This is a genomic window from Streptomyces sp. NPDC005566 (assembly GCF_040605575.1).
Classification (GTDB): Bacteria; Actinomycetota; Actinomycetes; order Streptomycetales; family Streptomycetaceae; genus Streptomyces.
Genome location: NZ_JBEXDB010000002.1, coordinates 448104 through 463707 on the forward strand (window position 1 = coordinate 448104; position 15604 = coordinate 463707).

At 70.2% G+C, this 15604-nt stretch carries 9 protein-coding genes; 3 read left to right on the forward strand and 6 right to left on the reverse strand.

Annotated features, from left to right (window positions below):
- Position 1 precedes the first annotated feature (1 nt).
- The 3 genes from ABZS61_RS04935 to dnaE all read right to left on the reverse strand — a co-directional run bounded on the left by ABZS61_RS04935 (position 2) and on the right by dnaE (position 5612).
- Positions 2-907: an alpha/beta fold hydrolase gene (locus ABZS61_RS04935; RefSeq protein ID WP_356416185.1), complete on the reverse strand. Its 906-nt coding sequence runs from the start codon at positions 905-907 to the stop codon at positions 2-4.
- A 236-nt stretch (positions 908-1143) separates the two neighbouring features.
- Complete coding sequence (locus tag ABZS61_RS04940) at positions 1144-2160, reverse strand: ImpB/MucB/SamB family protein (RefSeq protein WP_356416187.1); 1017 nt, start codon at positions 2158-2160, stop codon at positions 1144-1146.
- Complete coding sequence (dnaE, locus tag ABZS61_RS04945) at positions 2157-5612, reverse strand: DNA polymerase III subunit alpha (RefSeq protein ID WP_356416190.1); 3456 nt, start codon at positions 5610-5612, stop codon at positions 2157-2159. Before dnaE ends, ABZS61_RS04940 begins: the two co-directional genes overlap by 4 nt.
- Before the next feature lie 336 nt (positions 5613-5948).
- Between dnaE and ABZS61_RS04950 the strand changes: the two genes are divergently transcribed.
- Positions 5949-6989, forward strand: coding sequence for a DUF3533 domain-containing protein (locus ABZS61_RS04950; protein ID WP_356416193.1), 1041 nt, complete (start codon positions 5949-5951; stop codon positions 6987-6989).
- Positions 6990-7230: 241 nt separating this feature from the next.
- Positions 7231-7725 (forward strand): phospholipase, encoded by a 495-nt coding sequence (locus ABZS61_RS04955; protein WP_356416196.1) that lies wholly within the window; start codon positions 7231-7233, stop codon positions 7723-7725.
- A 129-nt stretch (positions 7726-7854) separates the two neighbouring features.
- On the opposite strand, the gene ABZS61_RS04960 is transcribed toward ABZS61_RS04955, so the two are convergent.
- On the reverse strand, positions 7855-8940 hold the full coding sequence (locus ABZS61_RS04960; protein WP_356416199.1) for a S1 family peptidase: 1086 nt from the start codon (positions 8938-8940) through the stop codon (positions 7855-7857).
- A 427-nt stretch (positions 8941-9367) separates the two neighbouring features.
- Here ABZS61_RS04960 and ABZS61_RS04965 point away from each other — a divergent pair, with 427 nt between their 5' ends.
- Positions 9368-10252, forward strand: a complete 885-nt coding sequence (locus tag ABZS61_RS04965; RefSeq protein WP_356416201.1) for an alpha/beta fold hydrolase — start codon at positions 9368-9370, stop codon at positions 10250-10252.
- Between the two features lie 60 nt (positions 10253-10312).
- On the opposite strand, the gene fxsT is transcribed toward ABZS61_RS04965, so the two are convergent.
- Positions 10313-14248, reverse strand: a complete 3936-nt coding sequence (fxsT, locus tag ABZS61_RS04970; RefSeq protein WP_356416204.1) for an FxSxx-COOH system tetratricopeptide repeat protein — start codon at positions 14246-14248, stop codon at positions 10313-10315.
- The gene (fsxC, locus tag ABZS61_RS04975; protein WP_356416208.1) at positions 14245-15591 is read right to left on the reverse strand and encodes an FxsC protein; all 1347 of its coding nucleotides are present in this window, start codon (positions 15589-15591) and stop codon (positions 14245-14247) included. Before fsxC ends, fxsT begins: the two co-directional genes overlap by 4 nt.
- Positions 15592-15604 lie beyond the last annotated feature (13 nt).

Sequence of the window (15604 nt, forward strand, 5' to 3'; positions counted from 1 at the left end):
CTCAGCCGATCACGGACAGACAGTCCGTCGGGGTGGCGTGCGCCGGGTCCAGCGCGTTCTCCACCTCGTGGAAGGCGATGCGGTCGATGGTCCCGATCGCGACGTGTTCGGACAGGTCGAGGGCGCACAGGTTCTGGAGCAGGACATTGCGTACGTTCGGACCGCTCAGGTACTGCGTGCGGTACGGGGTCACGACCTCGTCGTACCGGGTCGCGATGACGGTGTAGCGGACACCGGGCACGGTGTCGCCGCCCGCGTTGAGCTTGGTGATGAAGGCGGATCCGGCGACCTGGTCGGCGAGGCCGGGGGTGTTCATGGTGAGCAGGTCCTCGATGCCGGGGAAGTACGGCAGGAGCTTGGTCAGGCCGAGGAGTGTGGTGCCGTGGTTGTCGGGGGCGATCCCCACCAGGGCGTTCACCTTGGCGGCGCCGCCGAGGAACTTCAGGTAGTAGTTGGGCATCATGCCGCCCTGGGAGTGGCCGACGATGTCGGCCTTGGGTGCGCGGGTGGCGCCGAGCACCTTGTCGACGAACACCTTGAGCTGCTCGGCCGACTTGTCGATGGGGCCGAGGCCGTTGAAGAACGGCACTCCGGGGAGCTGCCCGTAGTCGAGGGAGAAGACGCAGTAGCCCCGGTTGACGAGGTACGGCGCGAGGACGAGCCAGTTGTCGATCGAGTTCCCGAAGGTCCCGTGGACCAGGACGACCGGGCGGGGATGGGCTGCGGAGGGCTTGCAGGAGTAGTCGTTCCAGCCACGGGAGGACGCGGCGGAGGTGGAGGCGGCTTCCGTGGGGGTGGCTGCGGTCGCGGTCGCCATGGGGGTGGCGAGTACGGCGACGGCGAGGAGGAGTGCGGTCAGGGGTCGGCGTGCGCGTGGGGTACGCGGGGCACGGGTCCAGGGCAGCATCGAGTGGTCTCCTTGCGGCTCAAGGGAGTTGCGATGTCTGTGCGCCCTGTGGTCCGGACCACAAGCTGAATGTGCTGGCGTTTCTGTGTGCTCATGCCAAATTACGCGCGAGTAAGGTAGCGGGGGAAGTTACGCGTCAGTAAAGAAATACCGGAAGTCCTTGCGGTAGCCGGCCGGAGCGGCCGGCCGCACGCCCCCGGTGCGGCTCGGTACTGCCGGCGCGGGGCTGGACCGGGTCAACCCCTGGTCAAGGTGCGACTGTCGACCGGTCGGACATGAGCGAGGGCGGCGGGATACACGGCTCCCGGCCCGAAGCGCCGCCGCGCCCTGTCCGCCGCCTTCTCCGCGGCCCGGGCACGGTCGTCACCGGGATCCAGGGAGAGCTGACGGTAGGCGTCATCAGCCGGCAACAGACCGTCGGCACGGAGCACGAAGGCCCGGACCCTGGCGCGCTGCAGCCCCAGACCGGCCAGCAGGCCCAGAGCGTCCGCGGCGATGGCCGATGAATGGCTGGTGGGTTCCGCCGACGTGCGCGTACGGGTGGTGGAGCCGCGGTCGGCGTACCGCACGGTGAGTGCCAGACGGCTGGTGACCTGGCCTTCTCCACGCAGTCTCTGCCCGATCCGCTCGGCAAGTTCGAGGACGGCCCGATGATGCTGCGCCGGATCCAGGCAGTCCCTTTCGAGGACAAGATCCGCGCTCAGATGCGCTGCCGGTTCCCTGGGAGTGACCGGGCGGGGATCGCGGCCGTGGGCGCGTTCGGCCAACAGCCTCGCCTGGCCGGTACCGAGAAGGCGCTGCAGGGTCACCGCGGGTGTGTCGGCGACTTGGCCGATGGTGTGCAGGCCGTACTTGTTGAGCGTGTCCGCCGTGGTACGGCCGATGCCCGGCAGTGCGGCGACCGGGCGGGGGCGCAGCCAAGCGGCGGCCCGTTCCGCCGGAACCCAGGTGGTGTCCCCCGGCGCGGACACGTCGGCCGCCATGGCGGCCAGCATGCGGTTGCCCGCGAGGCCGGCGCTGCTGTCGACGCCGTAGAGGGCCTTCAACCGGAGCTTCGCCAACTGGACGACGTCGTAGGGCGACAGGTCGAAGTATCTGAGGGCCGAGGTCAGGTCGAGCTGGACGGCGTCGGGCGGGACCGCCTGGACGTGGGGCGTGATACCGGACGCCAGTTCGATCATGTCGTCGTACTGAGCCTCGCTCAGCGCTGCGTGCAGATGGAGATGGGCGATGTGCCGCTGACGTGGGGTCATCCCGCACTCCCCGGGCTGGTGTAGCCGAACTTCTTCAGGTCGGCCGTGCGGCTGCCGGCGGGCTGCAGGTCGGCGTACGGGTGCAGCCGGGCGCCCGTGGTGCCGTTGACCAGGGTGCGCTGCGGCTGTGCGGGGGTCGGGTGCGGGTGGTCGGCGCCGAGGAGGGCAAGCGCGGCCTCGGGGCCGTGGTCTCGTCGGGCGGCGGCAATCCGCTCGAGGTCCCAGGCCATGGTGCCGACGACGGTGCGGCGGGTGCCGCGCACCTGGACCGTGCCGCGGACCAGCAGCAGACCGCTGTGGAAGACGGTGTGCGCGCAGGCCGGGTGGGAGTCCTCGAAGAACGCCAGGTCCACCAGTCCCGCGCCGTCCTCCAGGGTGACGAAGATGACGCGCTTGCCGCTGGCGATGGGCGGGGTCTGGGTGGAGGCCCGTACACCGGCGACGAGGACCTGCCGGCCGGCGCGCAGTCCGGCCAGGTGGGCCGCGTCGGTCGCGCCGATCTCGCGCAGCAGGCGGTGGTGGTGCTCCATCAGGTGCCTGGAGACATCGATGCCGAGTGTGCCCAGCTCCGCGCTCAGGGTTTCGCGCCCGGTCATCTCCGGAAGACCGCTCGGCTCCGCTCCGCCGGCCACGTCCGCGTCGAAGGGCAGCTGGCCCTTGCCCGCGGAACGGGTGCGGGAGGCCCGGTGGAGTTCGGCGATCTGCAGCAGCAGGTCGCGCCGCGTGAGGCGGCCGTCGTGGAGGCAGGTCAGGGCACCGATCTCCGCGAGGCGTTCGGCGACCGGCCGGCCGGGGCGTGCCCGCTGCCAGAAGTCCGACAGTGATCCGTACGGCTGCCCTTCCTCGATCCGTACGCACTCCTCCTTGCTGATGCCGTGCACCGCGGACAGTGCGAGACGTACCCCCCACTGCTCCGTGTCGGTCCGCTCCACGGTGTGCTCCACCTTGGAGTGGTTGATGTCGACGGACAGGACCGGCACCCCGCGGCGGCGGGCGTCCGAGACCAGGACGCGCTTGGGCCACATCCCGGGATCGTGTTCGAGGAGGCCCGCCAGCAGGAACGCCGGGTAGTGCGCCTTGAGCCAGGCGCTCTGCAGGGCCGGTACGGCGAAGGCGACCGCATGGGCCCGGCAGAAGCCGTAGGCACCGAAAGCCTCGACGGTCCCCCACACCTCGTCGAGAACCTCCGCCCGGTAACCGCGAGCGCGTGCCTGGCGATGGAACCAGTCCTTGATCCCGGGCAGCCGGTTCTTGTCGCCGAGTGCCCGCCGGGCGATCTCGGCCAGTGCGCGGTCGCAGCCCGTCAGCACGGACAGCGTCTCGATGATCTGCTCGTGCCAGATGGTCACGCCGTAGGTGTCGGCGAGTACGGGTTCGAGGTCCGGGTGGGCGTAGTGCGGTGTGCCGCCGTGGCGTGCGGCGATGTACCGCTCGGGCATGCCGCCGGCGACCGGTCCGGGACGGAAGAGGCTGATGTCGGCGATGACGTCCTGCGGGTCGCGGGGCTGCAGCCGGGACAGCAGGTCCTGCTGGCCGGGTGACTCGAGCTGGAACAGGCCCAGGGTCTGGCTCTCCTGGATGAGCTTGAACGCGAAGACGTCGTCGAGCGGCACCTGCTGCGGGTCGTCCAGGTCGATGTGGTTGCCGGTCGCCCCTTCGATCTGTGTGACGGCGTGGGCCATCGCGGACTGCATCCGCACGCCCAGGACGTCGAGCTTGATGTTGCCCAGCGCCTCGATCTCCTCCTTCGCCGCCATCGCCATCGGGTAGTCGCCCTGCGGGGTCGGCTGCACCGGCAGCCGGTCCAGGAGTGTCGCGTTGCTGATGACCACGCCGCAGGGGTGCATGGCCATGCCGTGGATCAGGGAGTCGAGGCCCTCGGCGAGCTCCCACAGCGGTCCGTACCGGTCCGCCTCGGCCGCCAGCTGCCGCAGTTCGGGCAGCTCGGCGAGCGCGCCGGTGATGTCACAGGCCCGCAGGTGCGGGAAGCTCTTGGCGATCCGGTCGACTTCCGCGGGCGCGATCCCCAGGGCCAGGCCGGTGTCGCGCAGGGCGCGGCGGGCCCGGTAGGTCTCGGGCATGGCGGTGACCGCCACCCGTTCCTTGCCGAACCGTTCGAAGATCGCGTCGTAGCACTCCAGTCTCCTGGCGGACTCCACGTCGATGTCGATGTCCGGCAGAGAAGCCCGTCGCACGCTGAGGAAGCGTTCGAACAGCAGGTGGTGGTCGAGCGGGTTGGCGGTGGCGATGCCGAGCGCGTGGCAGACCATCGACCCGGCGCCCGAGCCGCGGGCCGCGACTCGGATGCCCTTGGCCCGGATGTCGGTGACGACCTGGCCGACGGCGAGGAAGTACGAGTCGTACTTCAGCTCCGCGATCACGCCGAGTTCTTCGTCCAGCCGGTCGAGCGCCGCCCGGTCCCGGTCCAGGCCGTGTCGGGCCAGACCCGTCTCGCACTGCCGGCGCAGCAACTGCGACGCTCCGCCCGTCCGGGTCCCGGCGCCGAGCACCTCCGGTTCAGGGAAGTGCGGCGTTCCCAGCCCGAGGTCCGCCACGGGGTCGACGGCACAGGAGACCGCGGTGACGGCGGTGTCCGCCAGCAGGCGGCCTGCCCGCCGGGGGTCGGCTCCGGCGCACTCGGCGATCATCCGTGCGATGCCCGCCATCGCGCCCTCGTCCTTGAGCCAGCGCTGCCCGCTGTCCAGGCGGCGCCGGTCGATCGGCCGCAGCAGTCGCGCGGCGTCCAGGACGTCGGCGAGCCGGTGCTGGTCCGGGTCGGCGTAGCGGACGGCGTTCGACAGCACGGCGGTGGTGCGGGTGCGGTCGGCCAGCGCCAGGGTGCGGGCGGCCAGGCGAAGCGATCCGGGGCCGAGGCCGGAACGTTTCTGTGCGACGGCCTCCAGCCGGACCCCGTCCCCGAAGATCTCCTGCCACGGCGCCAGCAGCTTCACGGCGACGTCCTCCCGGCCTGCCGCCAGTGCCCGTACCGGCTCCGAGAGCGGCCCGAGCAGCACGATGAGGCCGGGGCCGCCGTGCTCGCGCAGCGCCTCCCACGGCACCACTACCGGTGCCGCGCCGGACGCGGTGCCTGCGTGCGCGGCCGACGTGATGCGGCACAGCCGTGCCCATCCGGCCCGGTTCTGCGCGAGCAGCACGAACCGCAGCGGCGGCTCGACGACGTGCGCGCCACCGCGTGCCGGGGTGCGACGCCGCTGTGCCGGAGGCGGCGGCGCGATGGCCTCGACCGCCAGATCGACACCGAAGACCGGCCGGACACCGGATTCCGCGCAGGCCCGCGCGAACCGTACGGCTCCGGTGACCGTGTCACGGTCGGTGAGCGCGACCGCCGCCATACCGCGCTCGGCGGCCCGCCGGACGAGGTGCTCGGGATGGGCTGCGCCGTAGCGGACGGAGTAACCGGACGCGACGTGCAGATGGGCGAAGCCCGCCATGTCGCACCTCCATCACTTCACCCCATTTAACCCATTCACCCGATAACGTCTATCGTACGCTCGTTCGATTACCTTAGCTCCATCAACCCAGGTCGGCGACATGATTCGAACGTGTGAACGGATTGCGGGATGCCGTTGGCATGCCCGGAACAGCTGTCTCACCGTCACCTCCGCGGCCCGGCAGGAGGGTTGGCGCAGATCGGTCTCCGAGCCGCACACATCCCTCCGCGGCGAGAGCTTCGTCACCTCCGGCGCCCGCGTCCGCCCCTGCGTCTCCCTGGGCCATTCAGCCCCGCCCCGCCTGCGTGGACGACGGACCGCCCGGACCGTAGGGACATGACTTTCGCCGGTGAAGTGAAGAACGCCGTCACCACACGGGCCGCACTGCTCGTCATCGGCGTGCTCGGGCTGCAGCTGCTGTTCATCGCCTCGTACGTCGGGGCGCTGCACAAGCCCGACCCGACGGACGTCCCCTTCGGTGTCGTCGCCCCGCAGAAGGTGTCCGGGCAGCTCGTCACCCAGCTGGACGACCTCCCGGGCGGCCCGCTGGACCCACGCGCGGTCAGCGACGCGGCCGAGGCCCGCAGGCAGATCATGAACCGCGACATCGACGGCGCCCTGCTCGTCAGCCCCACCGGGAGGACGGACACCGTCCTCGTCGCCTCAGGCGGCGGCACCGTACTGGCGGACAGCCTGGTCAGGATCATCGCCAGGGCGGAGGAGCCACGGCAGCGCACGGTGCGAGCCGTGGACGTGGCCCCGGCCTCCCCGGAGGACTTCGACGGCCTGTCGTCCTTCTACCTGGTCGTGGGCTGGTGCGTCGGCGGCTACCTCTGCGCGTCGATCCTGGCGATCAGCGCGGGCACCAGGCCCGCCAACCGGCAGCGCGCACTCATTCGCACCGGAGTCATGGCGCTGTACTCGATCGCGGGCGGGATCGGCGGCGCGGTCATCGTCGGACCGGTGCTCGGCGCACTCCCGGGCAGCGTGTGGGCCCTGTCCGGGCTCGGCGCCCTGGTCGTCTTCTCGGTCGGCATGATCACACTCGCCCTGGAGGCGCTCACCGGCATCGTCGGCATCGGCCTGGCCGTGCTGATCATCGTGATCGCGGGAAATCCGAGCGCGGGCGGCGCCTTCCCGCTGCCGATGCTGCCGGACTTCTGGCGCGCGGTCGGCCCCGCCCTGCCGCCGGGCGCGGGGACCTGGGTGGCCCGCTCGATCGCGTACTTCGAGGGCAACGCGGTCACCGGACCGCTGCTGGTGCTCTCGGCCTGGGCGGTCGCCGGCACGGTCGTCACCCTGCTGACCGCGATGCGGCACCGGCCGGACGAGGCGACGAGAGCGGCGACGGCCCACGGCGGCTCGAACCTCGCCTGAGGCTTCGCGCCGTCACGTGTGGAGCGGCTGGAGCACCCCTCTGCGCCGGGGCTCCCGCATGCGCTCGGGGCCCCTCGTCCTTGGCCCCCGTGACTGCTGCCCGACCGGTGCGCCAACTCTTGGCGTCCGATCGGCGAAACAGCTAGGCATGGCAGGTACATGGCGGCATTCTGGAGCGGCCTCGTGCGACCCGCGAGGCGCACGGCCACCACAGCTCTCTTTCATCCCACGGAGGTTGCTCATGCGTCGCCGCTTCGCCACCCTGCTCGCCACAGTCGCCTTGTCGCTTCCCCTCGCCCTGATACCCGCCGCATCCGCCTCGGCCGCCCCTGCGGACAAGCCCCAGGTCCTCAGCTCCTGGACCCAGACGAGCGCCTCCAGTTACAACGCCTGGAACGCCGCCCGTAACAACCAGGGCGCATGGGCCGCCTACGGCTTCGACTGGGGGACGGACTACTGCAGCACCTCCCCCGACAACCCGTTCGGCTTCCCCTTCCAAACGGCGTGCGCCCGCCACGACTTCGGCTACCGGAACTACAAGGCAGCCGGCACGTTCTCCGCCAACAAGGCCCGCATCGACTCCGCCTTCTATTCGGACCTCAAGCGCGTATGCGCGGCCTACTCCGGCGCAACGCTGACGTCGTGCAACGCCACAGCCTGGACGTATTACCACGCCGTGGACATCTTCGGCGTCGCACCGGCCAAGGCGGACGGCAGACTCCCCCAGGCCGCCTGACCGCCGCCGTCCCTTCGGGCCCGGTCGGCATCACCGCCCGGGCCCTCCACCGCTCACGGCAACGGGCCCGCTCGCCTCACCTGGGAGTGAGGGAGCGAGCCCGTCGCGTACAGGAGCAGGAGGTGCAGGTCAGCCGATCTCGGCCCCGAAGGCGGACAGAGCCTCCGGCACCGGCTGGAAGAAGGTCTCGCCGCCCGCGGAGCAGTCGCCGCTGCCGCCCGAGGTCAGGCCGATGGCGGTGTCGCCCGAGAAGAGCGAGCCGCCGCTGTCGCCCGGCTCGGCGCAGACCGTCGTCTGGATGAGGCCGTTGACGATGTCGCCGTTGCCGTAGTTGACCGTGGCGTCCAGTGCGGTGACCTCACCGTCGTGCACCTGGGTGGTGGAGCCGCTGCGGGTCACCGACATGCCGACGGTGGCCTCGCCCGCCTTGGTGATCGGCTGGGTGGAGCCGTTGTAGAGGTTCACCTCGCTGGGGTGCGGCACGTCCGCGGTGTACTTGACCAGGCCGTAGTCGTTGTCCGGGAAGCTGGAGCCCTCGTTGGCGCCGATCTCCGCGCCACCCTGCGAGTCGGACCAGCTGGTGATCCCCTCGGTGCAGTGCCCGGCGGTCAGGAAGTACGGCTCGCCGTCCTTGACCACGTTGAAGCCGAGCGAGCAGCGTCCGCTGCCACCGAAGATGGCGTCGCCGCCCGCGATGAGGGGCTTGAACTCCCCTGCGGACTTGTTGAGTTCCGCCTTGCCGCCGAGACCCTCGACCACGGCGCTGAGCTTGTCCCAGGCCGCGCCCTCGACGGTACGGTCGGCGGTGACGACCACCTTGTTGCTGACGGGGTCGACCGCCCAGGCGGTGCCGGGGATGGTGGCCTTGTCGGTGAGGGTCTGCCGGGCCGATGACAGCTCGGTGAGCGAGTTCCGTACGACTCTGGCCTTGCCGCCCGCCTGGCGCACCTGCTCCGCCGCGGCGTCGTCGAGGACGTTCACGACGAGGTTCTTCGCCTCGGCGTCGTAGTACGCGCCGGCCGTGTCGCCGCCCAGGGTCTTGTCCAGGGTCGTGGCGAGATTTCCGGCCGCGTTCGCCGTCAGCGTCCGTGCCGTGAACTGGGGCACGTCGTCACTGGCGTTCGCAGTCTGGAAGGTGACTCCTGCTGCAACCAGGGCGACGACGGCCGATCCCGCCATGGCCGCGCGCTTCCTGGATATGCGTCGGTGCTTCAACTTCGACCTCCTGTGGGGCCGTGGTACGGACCTGTGGGGGGTCCGGAACACGGAGGATGGGGCGCCCACTATTCCGATGCGGGCGATAGCACACAAGGTCGACTTCAGGACGCACACACGACAACGACGCTTCACCCCTGACCCGTTCACAACCGGGAGGTCGGACCACGTCGGTTCCATATGCGAATACCGCGTGCAATCGGCTGTCGGCAGCGGGTGAGGACTAGTCCTGTCCTGTTTTCGCTCTTGCGAGTCCGGATGCTGGGGTTCCCCGTCCGGATGCGGTGCGAGCCGGAAACCGGGCAGACGCGGGTTCCTTCCGACAAGGAGTCCCGGTGGCGCCCTTGATGGGTCATCATCGAACTGGCAGCACACACCGGGCACTTGATGCCCGGACCGGGCGGGGTGACCGAGCGGAGGCGACGGGGTGCGCAGTCGGGTGCGCGTGGCGGACGGACGGCATCTGATGGTCGAGCGTCAGGGGGATCCGCGCGGCAGACCGGTCTTCCTCCTGCACGGAATGCCGGGCAGCCGGCTCGGACCCGCTCCCCGCGGGATGGTCCTCTACCAGCGCAAGATGCAGCTGATCGCCTACGACCGCCCGGGGTACGGCGGTTCCGACCGGCTGGCGGGACGCCGGGTGGTGGATGTCGTCGAGGACGTACGGGCGATCGCCGACTCGCTCGGCCTGGAGCGCTTCGCCGTGGTCGGCAGGTCCGGCGGCGCGCCGCACGCCCTGGCGTGCGCGGCGATGATGCCCGAGCGGGTGACCCGTACCGCCGCACTGGTCGGTCTGGCTCCCTGGGATGCCGAGGGCCTCGACTGGTTCGAGGGGATGGCCGCGTCGAACGTCCTCGCGTACTCGGCGGCGGCGGCCGATCCCGACGGGCTCGCGGAGTCCTTCATCAGCCGCTCGGCGGTGATCCGGCAGGATCCGGTCCGGCTCCTGGACGACCTGCGCAGGGAGCTGACCGACTCCGACCGGATCGTGGTCAACGACGCCGGGATCCGTACGATGCTGCTCGCCAACTACCGCGAGGGGCTGCGCACGTCGGCGTACGGCTGGATCGACGACGCGATCGCGTTCTGCCGGCCGTGGGGTTTCGATCCCGCGGACATCACGGGCCCCGTGATGCTGTGGCACGGCGAGAAGGACGTGTTCTCACCCGTCGGCCACTCCCGATGGCTGGCCGAACAGATCCCGGGCGTCACCGCCGTGATGGAACCCGCGGCGGCACACTTCGACGCGCTGTCCGTGCTCCCCGAGGTGCTCAACTGGCTGCTGGACGACCGCAAGGCGCCGGTCTGCTGACCCACGGTCCGGGGTGCGGAGTCCGTGCGGACTCGGCACCCCGGACCGTGGCAGGCCCGATCACACCGACATCGGTTCCAGTTCGCGCAGGAACCTGGTCTCGTCCCGCGCTATCCGGGTCAGCGGGTGATCGTCGCCGAGCTGGCGTGCCAGCTCGTCGCCCGTCTCCGCCCGCAGCCCCAGTGCCTCGTCCTTGCGCCCCATCGCATCGAGGGTGACCGCGAGGTTGGAGGTCATGGCCAGGGTCTCCGGGTGGTGCGCCCCGAGGACCTCCCTGAGCTGACCGGAGACCTTGCGCTCCGTCTCCAGGACGAGCTCGAGGTCGCCGCGCTCGGCCGTCGCGTTGGCCAGGTTCATGACGCAGAACAGGGTGTTCGGGTGCTCGCGGCCGAACACCTCGCGCATCGAGGCGACCACCCGTGTCAGCAGCCTCTCCGACTCCTCCGGCGCGCCGGACCCCAAGAGGTACACACCGAGGTTGTTCTGTGCGGCCAGGGTGTACGGGTGCCGCTCCCCCGGCACCTTCATGTACTGGTCGACGACCTCCTGGGCGGTGTTCCTGGCCTCGGCCGCCTCCCCTGCCGCGAACAGGTCCGCCGCCAGGTTGAGGTCGCAGGCGAGCGATTCGGGGTTGGCCGAGGTGTACTTGCCCCGGTACCTGGCGCGGGTGGCCACCGTCAGCCTGCGGGCGTCCTCCAGCTGCCCGGCCCTGCGCAGGGAGACCGCGAGGCTCTTCGCGACGCTCAGAGTGGTCGGATAGGTCCGGCCGAGCGTGGACTTGAAGCTGTCGTAGGTGCGGCTGAGCAGACTGACGGAGTCCTCGTACCGTCCGACCTCGCGCAGGTCGCGGGCCAGGTTCATGGCGGAGGACAGGCTGTGCGGGTGCTCCTGTCCCAGCACCTCGGACCGCAGGTCGTAGCAGTCCTGGTCGATCTCCCTGGCCCGGGCGTACTGCCCGATGCTCCGGAGGTTCAGTGCCAGGTTGTTGGCCGCGGCCAGCGTCCTCGGGTGCCGTTCGTGGAAGATCTGTCCGAAGCCCTCATGGGCCTTGGTCGCCAGCTCGATCGCCTTGCCGTAGTCACCGAGCAGCCCCAGGTCGATGGCCAGGCTGCTGGTGGTCATGTACGTGTGCGGGTGCTCCGGCCCCAGCACCTCCCGCTGCCGCTGGAGGGTGAACTCGTCCAGCTCCTTCGCCTCCACGTACCGGCCCCGGGTGCGCAGGATGTTGGAGATGTGGAAGCAGAGGTACAGGTACTGCAGGTCCTGCTCCCCCAGCATCTCCAGCCAGGTCTCGCGCAGTTCGTCGCCGAGCGTGGCCGCGGTCCTGACGTCTCCGCGCTTCCACAGGTAGCGCACCCTGTCGATCAGCAGCCTGCGGGTCTCCGGCTCCTTGCAGTTGCGCGCGTCGGACGGACCGAGGTGCGGCCAGATCGAGGCGAAGCGGGACCATGTCTCCGGGTTGTCGATCGGCTCGTCGCTGTCGGGCCGGGCCCCGGCCAGGATCCGGTGCACGACATGCCGGGCCTCGCGCTGTTCCTCCTCGCTGAGCTGGGCCTTGATGACGGCCTGTACGAGGCGGTGGACCTGGATCGAGTTGGAGACCTGGTCGACCTTGGCGAGGGCGAACCGGCCGATCTCCCTGATGACCCGGCCCAGGACCAGCTTCTCCTGGAGCGAGGAGTCGTACGGCTTCAGCGCCTCGATCATCTCCTTGCTGTAGAGGAGGTCCGCGGAGATCGGCTCCGGGGCGAAGAAGGCGCAGAGCTGGAGCAGCCGCACCGCTGCGGGCGAACGCTCCTTGAGGCGTTCGATGGAGATGTTCCAGGTGGCCGCGACGGGCTCCGGGTAACCCGCGGGCTGGTTGAGGGCCAGGACCTGGGGGGCCTGGCGGGCCAGCTGTTCCAGGTAGGTCCCGATGGGGGTGGCGGTCTCCGCGATCCAGGCGGCGGCCTGTTCGACGGCCAGTGGCAGGTCACCGACGGCGGTGGCCACCTGGGCGGCGTCCTCCACGCTCAGACCCGGGGCCCGGCGCTGGAGGTGTTCGATCGACTCCTCCCGCAGGAAGACGTCGACGGGCAGCGCGTCACCGTGCTGGGACCACGCCTGGTTCCTCGACGTGACCAGGATGTGGCCGGAGCCGCCCTGCGGGAAGTAGCGCCTGAGCCGCTCGGGGTCGTCCGCGTTGTCGAAGACCAGCAGCCAGCGGTCCGAGGGCACACCGCGCCGTAGCAGGTCAACGGCCTCCAGCGAGGCCGAGGCCATGTCGTCGCCGCCCTGGGCGCCGAGCCGGACGGCGAGTTCGGCGAGGCTGGCCACGACGTCGTCGGACTGTTCGGACGATATCCACCACACCAGGTCGTAGTCCGCCATGAAGCGGTGCACGTACTCCAGTGCCACCTGGGTCTTGCCGACGCCGCCGAGCCCGTACAGCGTCTGCGGCTGCGGCAGCACGACGGCCATGCCGCCGCCGAGCTGGTCCCGCATCCGCTCCAGGACCAGTGAGCGGCCGGTGAAGCCGGGGTTGCGGGGCGGTGCGTTCCAGATCCTCGGCACGGTACCGGGGAAGCGGGGTCCCGGCGACACTCCGTCGCCGAGCTGGACGGGCCTGTCCAGGGCGCGCATCAGGGCGGTGGTGGCGTGGACCTCGTCCAGCCGGAACAGGTCGACCGGGTTGCGGTCGATGTACGGCGCCGAGAGGCGCACGTCGGTGACCCTGAGCGGCAGCAGCTGACGCCGCCCGCCGCCGGGGTCCTCGTTGACCGCCCGGGTCCACAGGTCGACGGCCCGCTGGGACTTGAGGTAGGCGCTGGAGAGCAGCACGACGGTGCGGGCCGCGATCTCGGGCGTGCTGTGCGGGGCGTCCAGGGTGGCGGGGTCGGCGGAGACGTCGCGCGGGACCACGCGGAATCCGGCCCGGGTGAGGACCGATTCGATCCAGTCGGCCCACATGCGGTTCTCCGCCACGTAGCTGAGGAAGAGATCGGCCGGCATGGCGGGGCGGCGCCGGGTGAAGGCGTCGCGGATGCGCAGCCGTACCTCCTCGCCCACCGGCGGCATCGAGGTGATCTCCTGCGCGGTGACGACCGCGGTGAGCCGTTCGAAGGCGGACAGGAGCGAGTTGCTGAGGCCGGCCTCGTCGCCGAAGGTGGCGAGGGTCTCCTCGTACGCGTAGTAGGGACGGTAGGGGATCTCCACCGCACCCCAGTAGGCGGTGAGTTCGTCGCCGGAGAGGTCCCGGGGCAGCCGGTCGAACTTCAGCCGGGCCAGGGCCCTGCCCGCGTCCGCCTTCTCCTTCTCACCCTCGTCGATGCGCATCGGGACGGGGAAGATGGAGATGGGGCGGCCGGTGTAGCGCTCGGCGATCTGCCGGGCGACGGAGGCCGCGCCGTCGATGGACTGGTCGCTGAGGGTGAAGCAGTCGACCAGTACGTCCGGGAGGTGGACGGTGCAGATGTCGGCGATGTCGCTGAGGCCGGTACGGCTGTCGATGAGGACGTAGTCGTAGTTGGCCTTCATGTCGTCGCGCAGGGCGTCGAAGAAGTGCCCGCCGCCCAGCCGGTCGTAGAAGTTGTCCCAGTCGAAGGTGGAGACGGTCGCGGAGTACTCGCGGTTCTGGCGGCCGGCGGAGACGAAGTCGAGCGTGCCGCCCTGCGGGAACTCCCAGCCGAGCGCCTCGGGGTTGAGCGAGACCGCGTGCGGCTGGATGCGGGCGTAGTCGCGGTGCCAGTCGTCCGCGCGCTGGGCGGGGTTGGTCGCGGCCCAGGCGTACTCGGTGATCAGGTCGATCACACCGGTGGTGGCACCGAGCGTCGCCGGGTCGAGGAAGGGGTGGAAGAACCGGTGGAGCCCTGGGGCTTCCAGGTCCCAGTCGACGGCCAGCACCCGCTTGCCGTTGGCTGCGAGGATCCAGGCGGTGTTGGCCAGGGCCATGGTGCGCCCCGTGCCGCCCTTGTACGAGTAGAAAGTGACGATGCGCCCGTCACGACCGGCTGTCATACGTCCTCCGCATCCGTCGCAGGGTCGTGCATGTCGGGTATGAACTGCGTGTTGCCCATGGGCCCCATCAGTCGCGTCCGTTCGGTGTGCCGTCCGCCTGTCGCGGGCGGATAGACCGTGGCATGCCTGAGATACTGCTGAGCGGCCACCTCGACCACCTGGGGAAGGATCTGGCCGAACGCCTCCATGGTCGGTACCCCTTTGGCCGCGATCCGGCAGAAGGCCCGCCCCTGTCGCATCTTGGCCGGCATCGTCTGCTCGAGCTTCTCGGTCAGTTCTGCTTCGGCGGCTCTGCTCTGATGGTCGTCGCGGCACCACGGCACGACCATGGTCACCCAGGGACGGTTCTCCGCGTCGAAGGCCGCGAGCCGCCGCCGCCGGTCCTCGTCCTGCAGGGCCCAGCGGTCGACCAGGAGTATCTCCGGGGTGCTGGGCGGCTGCTTCCCCTCCAATTGCCCGGACTCCTCGTCGAACGAGGTGATGAATGCCTGGTAGTTGAGGGACCGGACCAGTTCCTCGGCGACGTAGGCCAGCGGTTTCGCGGCGTCCGGATGGTAAGGGTTCCAGTCGTGCGGGTTGTCCCCGTAGTAATCGGGGTTGCGTCCCGTCGGCAGGTCGTGGCGGGTGGGAGCGGCGATGGTGATCTGCATGGGCCGGGGTGCTCCGACTCCACTGCTCGGTGATCCGAAGGCGCTGGGAGCGAGCCGGTAGTCCACCGGCCTCCCGGTGTCGATCTGGACCGTGTCGGCGACGCTGACGATGCGTTTGGCCAGTTCGTAGACGGCCCGCTCGTATTCCTGGGCGAAGAGCCTGAGTTTGATCAGCCCGTAGAGCCCGTCGCTGACGTAACGGTCCCCGAAATCACGGTGGTTGAACTGTAACCGTTCGGCTGATCCGGGCAGTTGGTTGGGCGGCACCGGAACCCAGAGCGCCGGAACGATCGCTTCTGCCGGCTGGTTCGAGCGGGCCCGGTGGTGGATGGCACGCTGCTCGAAGGCGTACCACTCCTTGCCGCACATCTCGCTGGCGAAATAGCGCGGCGAGAACAGTGGCACGAAGACACGGCAGGTGGCGAGTACCCCGCCCAGGCGCTCCGACCAGCCCTCACCGGAACGTATCTCCCGGTCCATGAACCCCGCGGGCGCGCCCGCGGGCAGATCGGTCATGGCCATCACATGGCCGCAAAGATCTTGGAAAAGCCGTTCGACCCACATATCGGGGTCCGTTCCACCGCCGTACCCCGGTGTGTGCGCGTAACTCAGAAAGAAGTACGGCCGATGGTCCGCCGCTCGCTGCTGCGTCGATGCGTGCACACGACCCCCGTCCTGTGTGAGCACCCGCATCCCAGGACTGTGG

Excerpts from the sequence above, each read along its gene's own strand:
- ABZS61_RS04935 (WP_356416185.1), bottom strand. The coding sequence starts at position 907 with ATGCTGCCCTGGACCCGTGCCCCGCGTACCCCACGCGCACGCCGACCC.
- ABZS61_RS04940 (WP_356416187.1), bottom strand. The coding sequence starts at position 2,160 with ATGACCCCACGTCAGCGGCACATCGCCCATCTCCATCTGCACGCAGCG.
- dnaE (WP_356416190.1), bottom strand. The coding sequence starts at position 5,612 with ATGGCGGGCTTCGCCCATCTGCACGTCGCGTCCGGTTACTCCGTCCGC.
- ABZS61_RS04950 (WP_356416193.1), top strand. The coding sequence starts at position 5,949 with ATGACTTTCGCCGGTGAAGTGAAGAACGCCGTCACCACACGGGCCGCA.
- ABZS61_RS04955 (WP_356416196.1), top strand. The coding sequence starts at position 7,231 with ATGCGTCGCCGCTTCGCCACCCTGCTCGCCACAGTCGCCTTGTCGCTT.
- fxsT (WP_356416204.1), bottom strand. The coding sequence starts at position 14,248 with ATGACAGCCGGTCGTGACGGGCGCATCGTCACTTTCTACTCGTACAAG.
- fsxC (WP_356416208.1), bottom strand. The coding sequence starts at position 15,591 with ATGCGGGTGCTCACACAGGACGGGGGTCGTGTGCACGCATCGACGCAG.